Below are 18,551 nucleotides of genomic sequence, written 5' to 3' on the forward strand. Positions count from 1 at the left end.
AGCTATACCAGGACTGAGATAGCATCATCTAGCTCTAGTGCAAATTTATCGATAAAAAGCAAACCTCTGAGTAGCTCAGCTGCACGCTCATAGTTCTTTGCCCCGTCTACTGCCAAGGCAATTTCGGAGAGAGTGTCTTTTTTGGAGACGGCTACTTCTTCAGCGAGTGATTCAAGTGCGGCCAAATCCTCTTCCCGCTCTTCCAGGCTTTCACGCCATTCCATCTGCTTCATTAAGAAAGCTGCTGGCATAGCGGTATTGGTCTCTAGGCGAGCATCCACACCATGAAGCTGGCAAAGATATAAACCGCGTTGGACGGGATTCTTCAGCGTCTGAAAGGCCGTATTAGCCAGCGTAGCCATTTGCATAGCTAACCTTTGCTCGGTATCGCTACCGCGAGCATGTCGATCAGGATGCACTTCTTTTTGAATTGCTAGATACGCCTGCTCTAATGCAGACAAATCCAGATTGAATTGCTGCTCTAAACCAAAGAAACGGAAGTAATCGTCAGACGCGGAAGGATTCGCCACAACCACACTCATCTTTTACGTTCGGGTTCTGAAACTTAAAGCCTTCATTCAGGCCTTCGCGTACGAAATCTAATTCGGTGCCATCTAAATAAGCCAGACTCTTGGGATCAACAAAGATGGTGATGCCGTTGGATTCAAACTTCGTATCTTCTGGGGCGGCTTCATCTACGTACTCAAGTTGATAAGCCAAGCCTGAACAACCTGTAGTGCGAACACCCAAGCGCAAGCCACAACCCTTCCCGCGCTTGTCTAAATTGCGCTGTACGTGTTTCGCTGCTTTGTCAGTTAAGGTAATTGCCATGATGGACAGTCTCTTTATCTTTACTTAGCTGGATGCTTTTCTTTGTAATCCGCTACTGCTGCCTTAATGGCATCTTCAGCCAAGATGGAGCAGTGAATTTTCACTGGGGGTAAAGCCAGCTCTTCAGCAATCAAGGAGTTCTTGATCTCTAAAGCCTGATCCAAGGTTTTACCTTTAACCCACTCGGTTACTAAAGAGGAGGATGCAATCGCAGAACCACAACCGTAGGTCTTGAACTTAGCATCTTCAATCACGCCTTGATCGTTTACACGGATCTGCAATTTCATCACGTCACCGCAGGCAGGTGCGCCAACCATGCCGGTACCAACATGATCATCACCCTTTTCAAAAGAGCCAACGTTGCGGGGGTTTTCGTAATGGTCGATTACTTTGTCGCTATATGCCATGATATTTCCTCGTTATTTCTTTTGTCTTTTATCTTACTTTTAATATTTTCAAAACTGCTTAGTGTGCGGCCCACTGGATAGTACTGAGATCAATACCATCTTTAAACATTTCCCAAAGCGGCGAAAGCTCACGCAACTTGGCAATCTTCTCTTTTACCAACTTGATTGTGAAATCCACTTCTTCTTCAGTAGTAAAGCGACCCAAGGTAAAACGAATCGAGCTATGGGCCAATTCATCATTACGACCCAGTGCGCGCAATACATACGAAGGCTCTAAAGAAGCTGATGTACATGCGGAACCAGAAGAGATGGCCAAATCTTTTAAGGCCATCAACATCGATTCACCTTCAACATAGTTAAAGCTGATGTTCAGGTTATGGGGAACGCGATGATCCATGTCGCCATTGACATAGACTTCTTCGATATCTTTCAAGCCAGTCAGCAGGCGATCGCGCAAAGCACGGATGCGGGCATTCTCTTCAACCATTTCGATACGGGCAATGCGGAATGCTTCACCCATACCAACGATTTGGTGAACGGCTAGAGTGCCTGAACGCATGCCGCGCTCGTGACCACCACCATGAATCTGTGCCTCAATTCGAATGCGGGGCTTACGACGCACAAACAAAGCACCAATTCCTTTTGGACCATAAGTCTTGTGAGCAGAAAAACTCATTAAATCCACTTTGATTTTCTCTAAGTCGATTTCTACTTTGCCAGTGGCTTGCGCAGCATCCACATGCAAAATCACACCACGGGAACGGCACAATTCACCAATGCGGGGAATGTCTTGCACTACGCCAATTTCATTATTCACATACATCACTGAAGCCAAGATAGTGCCAGGTTTCATCGCTGCTTCGAGTTGAGCGAAATCAATTAAGCCATCAGGCAATACATCTAAGTAAGTAACCTCATAACCTTCACGCTCAAGCTCACGGCAGGTATCTAGAGTCGCCTTGTGCTCGGTCTTCACAGTAATGATGTGATTGCCGCGATCTTTATAAAAATGCGCAGCACCCTTCAATGCCAAATTAATACTTTCAGTTGCGCCACTAGTAAACACGATCTCTCTTGGATCAGCATGAACCAACTGCGCTACTTCTGAACGCGCCCACTCAACTGCCTCTTCAGCAGCCCAACCATAGGCATGACTACGAGATGCCGCATTACCGAACTGCTCACGCAGATAAGGCAACATTTTGTCCACAACACGTGGATCTATCGGTGTCGTAGCTGAGTAGTCCATATACACCGGGAAGTGTTTAGGACTAAACATGGGGACTGGTTGCTTAGGAATGTCTTGTGGTGCGTTCATGTTTTGCTTATCGATTAATTGGCTAAGTAGCTCAGTAACTATTCTCTTGAGTTAACTTTGCTGAGCCAGGTTAAAAACGGAATTCACGAGAGGTCGCTTGGGGGCAACTTCTTTTGCTGCTGCAACTGCTGATGCTGGCTTTTCTACCTTGACACCTTCAGTTTTAATTTTTTTGGGACGTAAATCATGTAATACGATGCCGCGCCCCTCCTGTTGATGGACGAGATCTTTTAAAGAAACTGAGCTGAGGTACTCCACCATTTTGGAATTTAAATTAGTCCAAAGATCATGGGTCATACAACGGCCATGATTTTCTTCATCGGTATGACAATTGCCTTTGCCGCCACATTGGGTGGCATCCAAGGGCTCATCTACAGCAACGATGATGTCAGCCACACTAATTTCTTCAGACTTGCGTGCCAGGGTGTATCCACCGCCGGGGCCGCGAGTGCTCTCCACGATGTTGAAACGGCGCAATTTGCCGAACAACTGCTCTAAATAAGAAAGGGAAATCTTCTGTCTTTGGCTGATTCCAGCCAAAGTTACAGGCCCGTGCGTTTCACGCAGGGCTAAATCGATCATTGCGGTTACTGCAAAACGGCCTTTAGTGGTAAGTCTCATATGTCACCTTGGTAATGGATTGTTATGGACAGCTAACAGTCGGGCGGGTAATACCCGACCATTCCACTCAACTTTACCATATACCCCACCATTCCGCTCGGGAATTAACCCCAAATTCTAAACGGCGTCGCGAGAGCGAGCCCCAAAGGCCATTTCCTTGACCTTAGTGAGGCGGTCACGTGTGGCGGCTGCCTTTTCAAACTCCAGATTCTTGGCCTCGGAGTTCATTTGCTTCTCCAGACGCTTGATTTCGCCTGCCAGGTCCTTTTCGCTCATATCTTCATAGCGAGCCCGCTCTTGCTCCACCTGCATCTCTGAACGCTTCTCTTTGACATCGTAGACACCATCAATAATATCTTTAATCCGCTTTTTCACACCACGGGGCTCAATACCGTTTGCCTTGTTAAAAGCAATTTGCTTAGTGCGGCGGCGCTCGGTCTCCCCCATCGCCCGCTTCATAGAATCAGTGATGCGATCAGCATACAAAATCGCCTTGCCTCGAACGTTTCGGGCTGCCCTACCAATCGTCTGAATTAAGCTGCGTTCTGAACGCAAGAAGCCCTCTTTATCCGCATCCAAAATAGCAACCAGTGAAACCTCAGGAATATCCAAGCCCTCACGCAATAAATTAATGCCCACAAGAACATCGAAGACGCCTAAGCGTAGATCGCGCAAAATTTCTACACGCTCTACCGTATCGATATCCGAATGCACATAACGCACCTTCACGCCGTGATCCGATAAGTAATCGGTGAGTTGTTCGGCCATTCGCTTTGTTAGTACTGTCACCAGCACGCGCTCATGCACTTTGACACGCTCATGAATCTGACTCAACAAATCATCAACCTGTGAACTGGCTGGTAATACTTCAATTTCGGGATCGACCAATCCTGTCGGTCTAGCTACTTGCTCAACGACTTGTCCAGTATGGGTATTCTCATAATCAGCCGGCGTTGCAGAAACGAATATGGTTTGACGCATCTTGGTTTCAAACTCGGTGAACTTGAGCGGTCGGTTATCCATCGCTGAAGGTAAACGGAATCCAAACTCGACCAAGGTATGTTTGCGAGATTTATCACCGTTGTACATCGCATTGAGCTGTCCAATGAGAACATGACTCTCATCCAAGAACATCAGCGCATCATTAGGCATATAGTCCACCAAGGTAGGCGGAGCTTCCCCCGGCATCGCGCCAGAGAGGTGGCGTGAGTAGTTTTCAATACCCTTACAGAAACCCAATTCATTAAGCATCTCTAAATCAAAGCGGGTACGCTGCTCTAGGCGTTGCGCTTCAACTAACTTACCATCCTTAACAAACTCATCAAGGCGTGTACGTAACTCAGTCTTAATTGTTTCAATGGCCTTGAGGACAGTGTCCCGTGGCGTCACATAGTGTGAGCTTGGATAGACTGTGAAGCGCGGAATCTTTTGACGAATTCTTCCGGTGAGCGGATCAAAAAATTGCAAGCTCTCGATGACGTCATCAAATAATTCAACTCGTACTGCGAGCTCATTATGTTCTGCTGGGAAGATATCAATCGTGTCGCCGCGTACACGGAAAACACCGCGCTTGAAATCGGTTTCATTGCGGTCATACTGCATCGCAATTAAGCGCATCAAAATATCGCGCTGACTCATCTTGTCGCCAGGACGTAAAGTCATCACCATGCTGTGATAGTCACCAGGATTACCAATACCGTAAATTGCAGATACTGTTGCCACGATGATGACATCACGACGCTCTAATAAACTCTTAGTCGCTGAGAGTCGCATCTGCTCAATATGTTCATTGATGGATGAGTCTTTTTCAATAAACAAATCGCGCGTAGGGACATATGCCTCTGGCTGGTAATAATCGTAGTAACTCACGAAATACTCCACTGCATTTTTAGGAAAAAACTCTCTAAATTCGCTATAGAGCTGGGCGGCTAAAGTCTTATTGGGAGCAAAAATGATGGCGGGACGACCCGTTCTGGCGATCACATTGGCCATCGTGAAGGTCTTGCCCGAGCCAGTCACCCCTAAAAGCGTCTGAAAGGTCAATCCATCCTCAATTCCGGCCACTAGAGCATCAATTGCGGCTGGTTGATCGCCTGCCGGCGGAAATGGCTGATAGAGGTGAAATGGGGAATCGGGGAAAGAAACAAACTTTGCCGGATCCAGGTCGTGACCTACCTCACCCAAAGGATCAGCTACAGGGCTTTTCTTACTTTCGGCAACTTGGGTATTTGAGGAACTTTTAGGCAACTTAGGGGGCATCTCGGATATCATTTCACCTGTACGTTTTTAGTGCACAGCGAATTTTGTACAAACATTGATTTTGCCGTTTTTATTTGGAAATAGCCAAATCTAAGCCCAAAAACAGCCATTTAAAGCAAATTTAACTGAATTTAACGTCAATTAATCCTAAAACACCACTTTAACCGCTCCTTTTGACCCTCAAATGAACCTTTTTACTTCAGTCCAACTAGCCCCTAAAGACCCTATTTTTGGCCTCACAGAAGCCTATGTCGCCGATCAACGCGCAGACAAGGTCAATCTAGGAGTTGGTGTTTACTACACTGACGAAGGCAAAGTACCTCTTTTGAAGGCCGTCATTAAGGCAGAAGAAGCGATTGTTGCGAAGCACTCTCCACGTAGCTACATTCCAATCGAAGGTCCAAACCCCTACAACAGCGCTGTGCAGAACCTCTTGTTTGGCGCAGACTCTACCCTCATTAAAGATGGCCGCGTAGTGACTGCTGAGTGCCTTGGCGGCACTGGTGCATTACGTGTTGGTGCCGACTTTATTAAACGTCTGAACTTAAATGCAACTTGCGCAATCAGCAACCCGACCTGGGAAAACCACCGCGGCATTTTTGAATCCGCTGGATTTGAAGTAATTGAGTACACCTACTTTGATGGCAAAACACGTGGCGTTGATTTTGACGGCATGGTGAAGTCTTTGGAGTCTTTCCCTAAGTTCACTACTGTATTGCTGCACGCTTGCTGTCACAACCCAACTGGCGCTGACATTACTGAAGCGCAATGGCGTCAAGTAATCGATATCTGCAAGACAAAAGAATTGATTCCATTCCTGGATATGGCTTACCAAGGCTTTGCGGCTGGCATTGAGCAAGATGGTGTGGCTGTTCGTTTGTTTGCTGAATCCGGAATGTCTTTCTTTGTATCAAGCTCATTCTCAAAATCTTTCTCACTCTACGGTGAGCGCGTTGGCGCATTGTCTATCGTGACCCAAAGTAAAGATGAGTCCACTCGCGTGCTATCTCAATTAAAGCGTGTGATTCGTACAAACTATTCCAATCCTCCAACACACGGTGCAGCGATTGCAGCTGCCGTTCTGAACTCACCAGAGCTCAGAAAACTTTGGGAAGATGAATTAGCTGAGATGCGTGATCGCATTAAAGCAATGCGTCATGGGTTGGTTGAAAAACTCGCCGCTGCTGGTGTGAAGCAAGACTTTGCTTTTATTGAAGCACAGCGCGGCATGTTCTCTTACTCGGGCCTTACTGTCGAGCAAGTTGAGCGTTTACAAAAGGAAGATGGCATTTATGCCCTCTCCACAGGCCGTATTTGTGTGGCTGCCCTCAATACCAAAAATATTGATAAAGTAGCCAAAGCAATCGCCCGCGTATTGGCATAACAACGCGTAATAAGCGGTTACACTGCATTATCAGGAGGCACCATGCTATATCAGTTACATGAATTTCAAAAAGCTCTACTTCAACCCGTTAGTTCTTGGGCTCGCGCAGCTTCTGAGGCGTTTATCAATGCCTCAAATCCAGCCTCCAAGGTACCGGGTTCAGATCGTTTAGCTGCTAGCTATGAACTCCTCTATCGCCTAGGTAAAAATTATAAGAAGCCAGAGTTTGGCATTCGCTCTGTGCAAGCCCATGGTCGCGAAGTAGCGATTCATGAAAGAACCATTGTTGCCAAACCATTTTGTAATTTAATTCGCTTCAAGCGTTTTTCTGATGATGTTGAAGTCATCAAAAAATTAAAAGATGATCCAGTGGTGTTAGTAGTGGCGCCGCTCTCAGGACATCACTCCACATTGCTACGTGATACTGTCCGCACCTTATTACAAGATCACAAGGTTTACATTACCGACTGGATTGATGCTCGCATTGTTCCGGCTGAAGATGGCAGCTTTAGCTTGGATGACTACGTTCACTACATACAAGACTTCATCCGCGCGATTGGCGCAGATGATTTGCATGTGATCTCCGTATGCCAACCAACTGTTCCTACATTAGGTGCAATCTCATTGATGGCCTCTGCTGGTGAAAAAACACCAGCATCTATGATCATGATGGGCGGTCCAATTGATGCACGCAAGTCACCAACTGCTGTTAACAACCTGGCTGATCAAAAGTCCTACGACTGGTTTGAAAGTCATGTAATTTACAAAGTACCGCCAAGCTATCCAGGCGCTGGCCGCAAGGTTTATCCGGGCTTCTTGCAACACACTGGCTTTATTGCCATGAACCCACAAAATCACCTGCAGTCACATTGGGATTACTTCCAAAACTTAGTGCGTGGCGATGAACAAGATGCTGAGTCACATATTCGTTTCTATGACGAATACAACGCAGTTCTCGATATGGATGCGCAGTTTTACTTAGACACCATTAAGACCGTGTTCCAAGACTACTCACTACCAAACGGTACATGGGAAGTCGCTGGTGAATTAGTTAAGCCACAAGATATTAAGAAAACTGCTCTTCTCACGGTTGAAGGCGAGTTGGATGATATCTCTGGTAGCGGACAGACTCGCTCAGCGCATGCGCTGTGTGCAGGCATTCCAGCAACTAACAAAGATCATTACGAAGTGGCAGGCGCCGGTCACTATGGCATCTTCTCTGGTCGTCGCTGGCGTGACAAGGTTTACCCAAAAATTAAATCCTTTATTCGGGAACACCAAACTGCTCAGAAGAAAACAAGAGCTAGACCTCCAAAACTAGAAGGCTCAAAGTCTGCATAAAACAGCAGCGCGACTTTCGGGTCGCGCTTCTCGTTTTAGGACGCGTTAATTGCAATGAACATCAAGCAGACGAAAGAACTTGCTGATCGTCTCGAGGATCTCCTCCCTCAAACCCAATGCACCAAATGTAGCTACCCTGATTGCCGGGCCTATGCAGAGGCTTTAGCCTCTGGCGAAACTCTGCCTAATCGCTGCCCTCCTGGAGGCGTAGAGGGCATTCAAAGGCTCAGCGCCATCCTTGCGCCCATCTATCCTCAGGACGCCTTTGAGCTACACCCCAGGATCGATCCTGAATGCGGCCTAGAGCGTCCTAGGCCAGTGGCATTCATTGATCCCAATACTTGCATCGGCTGCACGCTGTGTATTCAGGCATGTCCTGTAGATGCGATTGTGGGCGCCTCGAAGCAAATGCATGTGGTCTTAGGTGATTGGTGCACGGGTTGTGATCTTTGTATCCCTCCCTGCCCCGTGGATTGCATCACGATGATTGATGTCACCGACAAGCAAATGGGTTGGGATGCTTGGTCTACCGAATTAGCGCAAATTGCACGTACACGATATGAAGTGCGTGATGTTCGACTGGATCGAGAGCAACGCGATAATGATGAGCGCCTGGCCAAGAAAGCCGCCGCCAAGTTAGAGGCGGTCAACGCTGAGAATCCAGAATCAGAAGAAGCTAAAAAAGAGCAAGAAAGAAAGCGCGCCATTATTGCCGCTGCGATCGCTAGAGCACAACAAAAGCTATGATGAATCTCGAAAAGCGCCAAGCCTTCTTTGAGTTACTCAGGGAAAACAATCCCCACCCAGAAACCGAGCTGGAATACAGCTCACCATTTGAGTTGCTCATTGCCGTATTGCTTTCAGCACAAGCAACAGACGTGTCCGTAAACAAGGGTACCCGCAAGCTATTTAAGATTGCCAATACGCCGCAAGCGCTTCTTGATCTGGGTGAGGAAGGTGTAAAGCCTTACATTCAACATATTGGTTTATTTAACTCTAAAGGCAGGCACATCCAAGAGACCTGTCGACTCCTATTGGATAAACATGGTGGTGAGGTGCCACAAAATCGAGAAGAACTGGAAGCCCTTCCTGGTGTTGGCAGAAAAACAGCAAACGTGATTCTGAATACCGCCTTTGGACAAGCTACTATGGCGGTTGATACCCATATCTTCAGAGTCTCTAATCGAACTGGCTTGGCGCCCGGCAAAGATGTCGTGAAGGTCGAAGAGCAATTACTTAAACGTGTGCCAAAAGAGTTTTTACAAGACGCCCATCATTGGCTTATTCTGCATGGCAGATATACCTGCAAAGCTCGCAACCCTGACTGTGAGCAATGTATTGTTGAACCACTCTGTAGCTTTAAACAAAAAACCGGTAAAGGAAAAGTCCGTGGCGATATTTAACCCCACCCGTGAAGAAGTAAGGCGGTTTTTCTGTGATACGTGGAAGAAGAAAACTGCGGATCATATTCTGACGCCGATGGAAACGCTTGCTAGCGATTGGATGGTGCAACATCCGGAATATCACAATCTCTTGACGGATCCCGAAGGCGCGGTTGCTCAAGACTACACACCAGAGCGCGGCGAAACCAATCCCTTTCTACATCTATCCATGCACCTATCTATCAGCGAACAGATTTCGATTGATCAGCCGCCCGGAATCAAAGCCATTGCAGAAAAACTCTCCAAGAAATTAGGTTCTGAACACGAAGCGCAACACGCCATGATGGAATGTTTAGGGCAAGTCATGTGGGAAGCGCAGCGCGAAGGTCAAGCACTCAGCCCCGAGAAGTATCTAGAGGCCTTGAAGAGGCTGAATTGAAAAAACTTCATTAACTCCTCAGGCCCAAGAGGCAACTTTTGGGGGTCAGTTCAGTAGGCGGCTTTTATCATCCAGGAACAACACGATAGTAAAAGGCATTTCCACCATAGAGAGGTCTCATTCTGAAGCCCTGGCATTGATAGAAATTAATACCATTTCTTGGAGCTAGAAAGCATCCGGGCAATAGATTAGGAAAAGTCGAGCCAATTGGCGGAATCGAATACCCAACAGGAGCAGACGGTCCAGGAGCAACCACTACCGGTGAGGGTTGCTGAACATAAACAGGGGTCGGAGCTTGCTCGACCACCACTTGTGGGGATGTGGAGCCCTCGACAACCTCAGTACCAGCTACAACTGTCGCAGGCCCCGCCCAACCAGGCCCGCAACGCCAACAGCCGCCACCCCAACCTGGGCCTCTCCAGCCCCCCCCCCCCCCCCCCGATAACCATGCCAATACGCCTGAGCATCAGTCGTAGCTGTTAAGGTTATTAAACCAACTAACCCCAATAAAACATAGGCAAAAATTTTCATATCAGTCCCCAATACTTCTATTTAAGTGGTGCATCTGGCTGCGCAAATTCAATGGTGAGTGCCTTAGAGAATCGGCTAGCATCAAAGCGGGCTTCAGGAATACTTGTATTGAGCTTCCAATTTTTATATTGAAGTGTTGTTCGAGGCAAAGACTTATCGCCAAGGTAAATCCAAGATGCCATGTAAGGAAGATTATCTTTGACGCCAATCCAAATTTGACCCTGTAATTCTCGGCCAGCCATCACAATGACATTGGTCTCTACGCCACCAACCAGCTTAGTCTTTCCTACAATAAATGCATCCGTTAGGCCTTGGGTTAAATGCGCATAAGGATTCGAGAGAATGAGATCATCGCCGGGGAAAAATAGGCCAGCCTTTTCATATGCAAATTTTGCTGCTTCATCAATCGTATCGGGGCAATCACTAACGGCAACGAGATTCTTTTCAGGGCTATAGGCAAACAACTTCTTCCCATTAAATAGCACTTCACTTGATGGCCCATCGCCCCAGACAACCACATCAAACTTATTAGGGCGCTGAAGCGCTACTTTTGCAGCGGTTGAATAAATTACTGGAAGACCATCAATTGATGGGAACTCAGATAGAACTAAAGCCTCAAATTGCATCGACTTGGCAGCAGACAACTTATCCGTCATTGCTTTTAATAGATCTAGGGCAGCTGGCTCAATTGCCGTCATGCCCTTTGGCAACTGAGGTCTTTTTGGCGCCTCGGGCCGATTACCACCCCCGGACTGAGCACTTGCAATGCTAAAAATCAAGCACGAAATCAGCGCTGCGGCGATCTTGCTAAGCGAATACATAAATAGCCTTCGGATTTAGTAAATGTATGAGAAATTTTATTTCAATAGCGATTGAAATCAGCATCAAAAAAAGCGGGCAAACCCTTATAGAGAGAAATTCTGCGCTTACTGACCAGCGCCTTTAATGTATAAATTCTCAATATCAGAAACCAACTTACTCAGACGCTCTTTATCGGCAATGCTCAGGGCTTGATCATTCTTTTGGGATTGCAGTGAAACCTCGGCATCCTCAAGATCTAGAACCACTTCAATTGCGCGCTTACTTTTATCTTTGTCAGCCCCATCGATTAGCTGGTACAAATTAAAATAAAGAGCAGATAAACTTTGATTTTCTAAGGCGGGGCTTAAAGGAAACTTACTTTTAAATACGCTAGATAAAGCAGACTTAGCGTCGCCGACTGTTTTCGCATGCCGTAAAAAGTACTTCATATTCTGGATGCGATTACCGATCTCAAATTGGTAATCGATTAGCTGTGCTTTATTTTTTTGCTCAGCTTCATACTGATGCTGAATTTGCTGAAGCGCAGCAGCGCCACCGGTAATAACTACGGATGATAAAAACCACATTCCCACAGAAGAGTTAAGAAACTCCATGAGTTTGGCCGAGAACTTTTTCTCAACCTGCTTGACCTCTTCTTCTAGGTGATTGAGGCCTGATTTCAAGCCTGCAGCCTCCGCCTCTAGCTTCACCTTTAGCTCATGACGGAATCGCTCTTCAGCCTCAATTATGGTTTTTCTATCTTCACTCAACATGTAGCGCTACCTATTCAATGGATTCAAATAGTACTATAGCGTTAATAAGATGTGCATTCATTTCCCTGGAATTGCGCCTGTATGACCACATTATTTTGAATTGAAAAAATAGTAGAGCAATATAAGGGGGTAATAGTCCTGCCCCAATAGCCACCCTGTACATACGTGCCGTCATTTCGTGCGTAAGTCAGGTATCTAGTTGGACCGCTGATCACAATAGATGATGGAATGCCCCAACTAGCCTCTAAGGCCTGCTCGGATTGACCGACCCAGGTCTGAAGGTTTGCTTGATAGTTAGCCACTGTTGAGCAGCCAACCAACATTATTGCGGCATACAAATAAATCTGTTTTAAAAATTTCATGGATATCTTTACTGGATGATTAGAAAAGCGCTGCTATTGCAGACTTAATAGCCCTAGGCAACTCTTGAGCCAATTGTTTTCTTACCTCTAAATTTGCTACTGGGGCTTGCTGAATCTTTTGCGACCAAGCTGACCCCGGAAAGAAGGCATCATCTTTATATCTGGGGATCACATGCCAATGAATATGCGGCACCATATTACCTAAGGCGGCGATATTCACCTTATCTGGATGCATCACATGTCGCACCGCTTCCTCGACCGCAAAGACTAATGACATTAAGTGTTCGCGCTCGCCATAAGTCAGATCAGTCATCTCGGCAATATGCCGATTCCAGATCACGCGGCAAAAGCCAGGAAGATCGGGATCGTTCACGAGGATGACGCGGCAATCATCGCCACGCCAAATCAATTGCCCCTCTTCAGGCCTAGCTTCGTCTTTACAGAGTGCGCAATTAATCATTGTAGTTAATATAATTGAAAACGGCATCTAAGTCACCCTTGTGGGGTAATTTAGATGCCGCAACAGTAAGGGTATTACTGCTACTACGTACTACTTAGGGATTTCTTAGTGGAACTGCTCTTCTTCTGTAGAACCAGTCAATGCTGTTACTGAAGACTTGCCACCTTGAATCACGGTAGTCACGTCGTCGAAGTAACCAGTACCAACTTCTTGCTGATGCGACACAAATGTGTAACCACGATCACGAGCAGCAAATTCAGGCTCTTGTACTTTCTCGATGTAGGCAGTCATACCGCGCTGCATGTAGTCTTGAGCCAAGTCGAACATGTTGTACCACATAGAGTGAATACCAGCGAGGGTAATAAATTGATACTTGTAACCCATTGCACCTAATTCGCGTTGGAACTTCGCAATAGTTGCGTCATCCAAGTTCTTCTTCCAGTTGAATGATGGTGAGCAGTTGTAAGCCAACATCTTTCCTGGGAACTTCGCACGAATTGCTTCAGCGAACTGACGAGCAAATTCCAAATCAGGAGTGCCTGTTTCACACCAAACCATATCAGCGTAAGCAGCGTATGCCAAACCACGGGAGATCGCTTGATCCAAGCCCTTACGTGTTTTGTAGAAGCCTTCTGGAGTACGCTCGCCTGTCAAGAATGGCTTGTCATTTTCATCGTAATCAGATGTCAACAAGTCAGCAGCTTCAGCGTCGGTACGAGCCAAAATAATGGTTGAAACACCCATAACGTCAGCAGCTAAACGTGCAGAAATCAACTTCTGTACTGACTCAGCTGTAGGCAACAATACTTTGCCACCTAAGTGACCGCACTTCTTAACAGAAGACAATTGATCTTCGAAGTGAACGCCAGCTGCGCCCTGCTTGATCAATGCTTTGCTTAATTCAAATGCATTCAATACACCACCGAAACCAGCTTCAGCATCAGCAACGATTGGAGCGAAATACTCGATATAACCAGCGTCGCCTTTGTAGATACCTTTAGCAGTTTGAATTTCATCAGCACGTTGGAATGAGTTGTTAATACGCTCAACCATTTTAGGAACTGAATCTACTGGATACAAAGATTGGTCTGGGTACATCGCTGCGTATGAGTTACCGTCAGCAGCAACTTGCCAACCTGACAAGTAGATTGCTTGTACGCCAGCTTTAACTTGTTGCATTGCTTGACCACCAGTCAAAGCACCTAAACAGTTAACGTAAGCTTCGCTGTTAACCAAGTCCCAGAGACGCTCTGCGCCATGCTTAGCTAATGTGTGCTCAATCTTCAATGAGCCACGAAGACGTACAACGTCTTCAGCTGTATAGCCACGGGTAATACCCTTCCAACGTGGGTTGGTATCCCAATCTTTTTGTAGTGCTGCGATTTCTGCTTTGCGATCTGACATGTTTTTCTCCCTAAGTTAAACAAGTACTGCTAATTACGAATATTGAGACACAAAATTAAGACAATGAAGTCTTATGTCTTATATAAGAGTTTAAGGATCTGGGAAAAGCATGCAAGAAATATTTCAGTATTTACTTAAAATATTTAATCCATTAAATTCAATGACTTAAATTATATTTTTTACTATATGAAATGACTATCCACGCCATGGAAGAATTTCCTAAATGAAATGTTGCACTGCATTTTGCGTATGGAAATGCCTTTTCACATTGTGAAATAAAAGGACAGGGTTTAGGAAGTTTTGGCTGCAGTGATGGTGGCTACCTTAAATCCAGTCAAGATAATCATCAACTGCAGTAAAGCAACGCCAATAAATAAGAGCTTAGGTAATCCAACATCTAAGAAGATGCCGAAGACTAGCGGACTTAGAGCGGCACCTAAATCGATTCCGGAATACACAATGCCGTACACCCTCCCCGAGGAGCCGGATGGTGTCGCAGAGCGAATCATCAAATCACGGGAAGGTGCTGCAATGCCCAAGCCAAGACCAATGACAATGAAGGCAAGCACAATTAACTCTATGGGCACTAGACCAGTAGCTAATAAAAGACCCATCACGATATTGACGGTAAAGCAGATCGTAATGATGCGCTCAGGCACCTTCAATTTCGTAGCTAAATACCCACCCAATAACATTCCTCCAGCACCACCCATAGACATGAGGGTGAGATAGTAATTTCCAGAGCTCACTGCAATCTCATAAATTTCAAAGAGTGCTGTAGGGGCGAATGATTGCAGGCCAGTAGTAGCTGCCATGCTAAAGAAAAAGAAAATCCAGCACAGCCAAACTAATGGTAATTTTAGAAACCCAAAAGTACTTAATGGTGCAGCACCAGGATTGTTTTCAGCATGGCTACTTTGCGACTCCTCTCGCCTCGCTTGAACGTCGTCTACTAAACGTGCACGACCAATCCACAACGTCAGCAGAATCAGCATCTCCAAAACTGCCGCTGAAAAGAAGGCTGTACGCCAATCTGTCAGGCTTGCAACTCCCACCATAAAGGCAGGTGCAGCGGCCCAACCAAGATAGCCAGTCACCCCATGAATGGAATAGGCATAAGGCAGATTGGGTGGGGAAATTTTATGATTAATCAGCGTGTAATCAACCGGGTGGAAGATGCCGTTACCGCATCCCGCAATCACCGCACCCATCACCAACACCGCATAACCATTGCTTTGTGAATAAATTAGCGCCGCTAAAGCAAGCAAACCCACTCCCGCAAATAAGACGGGGCGAGCGCCAATGCGATCAACCAGGAAACCAGAAGCAGCCTGAACAATGCAGGAGACCACAAAGAAAATGGTCATGAGCAAACCAAGCTCAGCGTAATTAAAGCCGAATTCAGCCTTCAACCATGGAAACATGGGAGGTAAGATTAAATGGAAAAAATGGGAGCTGCCGTGAGCCAGGCTAATAAGACCAACAACCCGGACATCACTGGCGCGCCTACTTTGTAGTGCATCAGTCATGTGCCGAGTTTACTGGCGCAGGAAGATTCCTGCTGATATTGCCCTTGTCTTACTTGGTGAAGCTGAAGTCGCCATTTTTATCAATATCCACAGGAACTGTATCTTTAGGACCAAACTTGCCTTCCAAGATCATCTTGGAAACAGGGTTCTCGATATATTGTTGAATAGCGCGCTTCAGCGGTCTAGCTCCAAATACCGGATCAAAGCCCACTTCTGCAATCTTATTGAGGGCAGCATCACTCACCTCCAGTTGCATATCAATCTTAGCCAAGCGATCAGACAAGTTCTTGAGCAAGATCTTGGCGATATTGGCAATATTGCCTTTATCAAGACCGTGGAAAACCACAATCTCATCAATACGATTCAAGAACTCAGGGCGGAAGTGACTCTTTAGCTCTTCAAATACCGCTTCTTTTATTTCTAGCTGCTTCTTACCAACCATCGACTGAATGAGATGCGAACCAATATTGCTGGTCATCACAATCACCGTGTTCTTAAAGTCCACAGTACGTCCTTGTCCATCCGTTAAGCGACCATCATCCAATACTTGCAACAGGACATTAAAGACATCTGGGTGAGCCTTCTCAATCTCGTCAAACAAAATCACGCTATAAGGGTGGCGACGCACTTGTTCAGTTAAGTAACCGCCCTCTTCGTAACCGACATAACCTGGAGGCGCGCCGATGAGGCGAGCAACACTGTGCTTCTCCATGAACTCACTCATATCAATACGAATTAAGTGATCTTCACTATCGAATAAGAAACCCGCCAAGGCTTTGCAAAGCTCTGTTTTACCAACACCAGTAGGACCTAAAAATAAGAATGAACCATAAGGGCGATGCTCTTCAGCAAGACCAGCGCGGGAACGACGGATCGCATCAGACACTGCACGAATAGCCTCCTCTTGACCCACTACGCGCTTATGCAACAACTTTTCCATCTTGAGTAACTTATCGCGCTCGCCCTGCATCATCTTCGATACCGGAATACCTGTAGCACGAGAAACCACTTCAGCGATTTCTTCTGCGCCCACCTGAGTACGCAAGAGCTTGTTCTTGACAACACCGTCTTTATCGCCCTTTGCTTCAGCGGCGGCAGCGGATTTGAGCTTCGCTTCCAGCTCAGGTAATTTACCGTATTGCAACTCAGCGACCTGCTCCAGCTTACCTTCGCGCTGCAACTTATTGATATCTGCACGCACCTTTTCAATCTCTTCTTTGAGATGAGCAGCGCCCAGTACAGCGCCTTTTTCTGCCTTCCAGATTTCTTCTAGGTCAGCGTACTCAGCACCTAAGCGCTTGATCTCATCTTCAATCAAGCCAAGACGTTTTTGCGATGCTTCATCTTTTTCTTTTTTGACGGCCTCACGCTCAATCTTGAGCTGAATCAGGCGACGCTCTAACTTATCCATCACCTCTGGCTTGGAATCAATCTCCATCCGGATGCGAGAGCCAGCCTCATCAATTAAATCAATGGCCTTATCTGGTAAGAAACGATCAGTAATATAACGATGAGATAACTCGGCCGCTGCAACAATTGCAGGATCAGTAATCTCAATACCATGGTGAAGCTCATAACGTTCTTGCAATCCACGCAAGATCGCAATAGTAGCTTCCACGCTAGGCTCTTCTACCATTACTTTTTGGAAGCGACGCTCAAGTGCAGCATCCTTCTCAATGTATTTACGGTACTCATCCAAAGTCGTTGCGCCGATGCAATGTAACTCGCCACGCGCTAAAGCAGGCTTGAGCATATTGCCCGCATCCATTGCGCCATCGCCCTTACCAGCACCGACCATCGTATGAATCTCATCGATAAAGATGATGGTTTGACCTTCGTCTTTAGCGACATCGCTCAGAACAGCCTTGAGGCGCTCTTCAAATTCACCGCGGTACTTAGCGCCAGCCAATAACAAGGCCATATCCAACACCAGGACGCGCTTGTTTTTGAGTGTTTCAGGAACTTCGCCATTGACGATACGCTGGGCTAAACCCTCTACGATGGCAGTCTTACCTACACCTGGCTCACCAATAAGTACTGGATTATTTTTGCCGCGACGTTGCAAGATTTGAATGGTGCGACGAATCTCATCATCACGACCAATTACAGGATCGAGCTTGCCCATGCGAGCACGTTCAGTTAAATCGATGGTGTATTTCTTTAAGGCTTCACGTTGACCTTCAGCATCTGCACTATTCACTGATTCTCCTCCGCGCACTAAATCAATAGCCGCTTCTAACGATTTACGATTTAAACCATTCTCACGAGCAATCTTGCCGAGCTCGCCCTTATCATCAGCCACTACCAGCAAGAACAACTCGCCAGCAATAAATTGATCGTTACGCTTATTGGCTTCTTTTTCGCATAAGTTGAGCCAGTTGCTTAGATCTCGGCCAACCTGAACTTCGCCACTAGTGCCTTGCACTTCAGGCAAATTGCTAATGAGCTTCTCAGCACCTTTTTCTAAGCCAGGCACATTGACGCCTGCGCGAGTCAACAAGCTCTTGGCGCCGCCATCTGAATCGCGCAGCATCGCCAATAGCAAATGGGCTGGCTCGATATATTGATTATCTTTTGCCAAAGCAAGGCTTTGAGCTTCGCTTAAGGCTTCTTGAAACTTTGTAGTTAATTTATCTATTCTCATTTTCTAAGTCCTATCAACTCCGGCTATTTTGATTTATATCTATCTATAGAATATAGGGGCATTCT

At 46.3% G+C, this 18,551-nt stretch carries 17 protein-coding genes; 5 read left to right on the top strand and 12 right to left on the bottom strand.

Annotated elements, in window-relative coordinates; all coding sequences use genetic code 11:
* Positions 1-2 precede the first annotated feature (2 nt).
* The 6 genes from hscB to uvrB form a co-directional block, all read right to left on the bottom strand.
* Complete coding sequence (gene hscB / locus ICN12_RS05835) at positions 3-542, bottom strand: Fe-S protein assembly co-chaperone HscB (protein ID WP_216271478.1); 540 nt, start codon at positions 540-542, stop codon at positions 3-5.
* Complete coding sequence (iscA, locus tag ICN12_RS05840) at positions 508-831, bottom strand: iron-sulfur cluster assembly protein IscA (RefSeq protein ID WP_216271480.1); 324 nt, start codon at positions 829-831, stop codon at positions 508-510. Before iscA ends, hscB begins: the two co-directional genes overlap by 35 nt.
* A gap of 20 nt (positions 832-851) precedes the next feature.
* A complete protein-coding gene (gene iscU / locus ICN12_RS05845; protein ID WP_216271482.1) occupies positions 852-1,238 on the bottom strand; it encodes a Fe-S cluster assembly scaffold IscU in 387 nt (128 codons plus the stop codon).
* Positions 1,239-1,296: 58 nt separating this feature from the next.
* Entirely contained in the window at positions 1,297-2,556 is a 1,260-nt protein-coding gene (locus ICN12_RS05850; protein ID WP_370624950.1) for an IscS subfamily cysteine desulfurase, read from the bottom strand.
* Positions 2,557-2,607: 51 nt separating this feature from the next.
* A complete protein-coding gene (gene iscR / locus ICN12_RS05855) occupies positions 2,608-3,177 on the bottom strand; it encodes a Fe-S cluster assembly transcriptional regulator IscR (RefSeq protein ID WP_216271485.1) in 570 nt (189 codons plus the stop codon).
* 117 nt (positions 3,178-3,294) lie between these two features.
* Complete coding sequence (uvrB, locus tag ICN12_RS05860) at positions 3,295-5,448, bottom strand: excinuclease ABC subunit UvrB (protein ID WP_255537713.1); 2,154 nt, start codon at positions 5,446-5,448, stop codon at positions 3,295-3,297.
* Positions 5,449-5,620: 172 nt separating this feature from the next.
* On the opposite strand from uvrB, the gene ICN12_RS05865 reads away from it, so the two are divergent.
* The 5 genes from ICN12_RS05865 to ICN12_RS05885 are packed head-to-tail and all read left to right on the top strand — an operon-like array spanning position 5,621 to position 9,982.
* Complete coding sequence (locus ICN12_RS05865; protein WP_216271487.1) at positions 5,621-6,820, top strand: amino acid aminotransferase; 1,200 nt, start codon at positions 5,621-5,623, stop codon at positions 6,818-6,820.
* 42 nt (positions 6,821-6,862) lie between these two features.
* Positions 6,863-8,161, top strand: a complete 1,299-nt coding sequence (locus ICN12_RS05870; RefSeq protein WP_216271489.1) for a polyhydroxyalkanoate depolymerase — start codon at positions 6,863-6,865, stop codon at positions 8,159-8,161.
* Positions 8,162-8,215: 54 nt separating this feature from the next.
* Positions 8,216-8,908 carry an electron transport complex subunit RsxB gene (gene rsxB, locus ICN12_RS05875; RefSeq protein ID WP_216271491.1) on the top strand — a complete coding sequence of 231 codons (693 nt, stop codon included), beginning with the start codon at positions 8,216-8,218 and terminating at the stop codon, positions 8,906-8,908.
* Positions 8,908-9,564, top strand: a complete 657-nt coding sequence (gene nth, locus ICN12_RS05880; protein ID WP_216271545.1) for an endonuclease III — start codon at positions 8,908-8,910, stop codon at positions 9,562-9,564. Before rsxB ends, nth begins: the two co-directional genes overlap by 1 nt.
* Complete coding sequence (locus ICN12_RS05885; protein ID WP_216271547.1) at positions 9,557-9,982, top strand: DUF1841 family protein; 426 nt, start codon at positions 9,557-9,559, stop codon at positions 9,980-9,982. The genes nth and ICN12_RS05885 overlap by 8 nt, the downstream gene beginning before the upstream one ends.
* Positions 9,983-10,530: 548 nt before the next feature.
* Here ICN12_RS05885 and ICN12_RS05890 read toward each other — a convergent pair.
* The 6 genes from ICN12_RS05890 to clpB all read right to left on the bottom strand — a co-directional run bounded on the left by ICN12_RS05890 (position 10,531) and on the right by clpB (position 18,486).
* Positions 10,531-11,334 (bottom strand): DUF2092 domain-containing protein, encoded by an 804-nt coding sequence (locus ICN12_RS05890; protein ID WP_216271493.1) that lies wholly within the window; start codon positions 11,332-11,334, stop codon positions 10,531-10,533.
* 105 nt (positions 11,335-11,439) lie between these two features.
* Positions 11,440-12,087, bottom strand: a complete 648-nt coding sequence (locus tag ICN12_RS05895; protein ID WP_216271495.1) for a hypothetical protein — start codon at positions 12,085-12,087, stop codon at positions 11,440-11,442.
* Between the two features lie 381 nt (positions 12,088-12,468).
* On the bottom strand, positions 12,469-12,909 hold the full coding sequence (locus ICN12_RS05900) for an HIT family protein (protein ID WP_216271497.1): 441 nt from the start codon (positions 12,907-12,909) through the stop codon (positions 12,469-12,471).
* 105 nt (positions 12,910-13,014) lie between these two features.
* A complete protein-coding gene (gene aceA / locus ICN12_RS05905) occupies positions 13,015-14,313 on the bottom strand; it encodes an isocitrate lyase (protein ID WP_216271498.1) in 1,299 nt (432 codons plus the stop codon).
* A 290-nt stretch (positions 14,314-14,603) separates the two neighbouring features.
* Positions 14,604-15,842, bottom strand: coding sequence for an MFS transporter (locus ICN12_RS05910; protein ID WP_216271499.1), 1,239 nt, complete (start codon positions 15,840-15,842; stop codon positions 14,604-14,606).
* Between the two features lie 49 nt (positions 15,843-15,891).
* Positions 15,892-18,486 carry an ATP-dependent chaperone ClpB gene (gene clpB / locus ICN12_RS05915; protein ID WP_216271500.1) on the bottom strand — a complete coding sequence of 865 codons (2,595 nt, stop codon included), beginning with the start codon at positions 18,484-18,486 and terminating at the stop codon, positions 15,892-15,894.
* Between the last annotated feature and the right edge of the window lie 65 nt (positions 18,487-18,551).

The sequence above is a fragment of the Polynucleobacter sp. AM-25C3 genome (assembly GCF_018882335.1).
GTDB lineage: Bacteria > Pseudomonadota > Gammaproteobacteria > Burkholderiales > Burkholderiaceae > Polynucleobacter.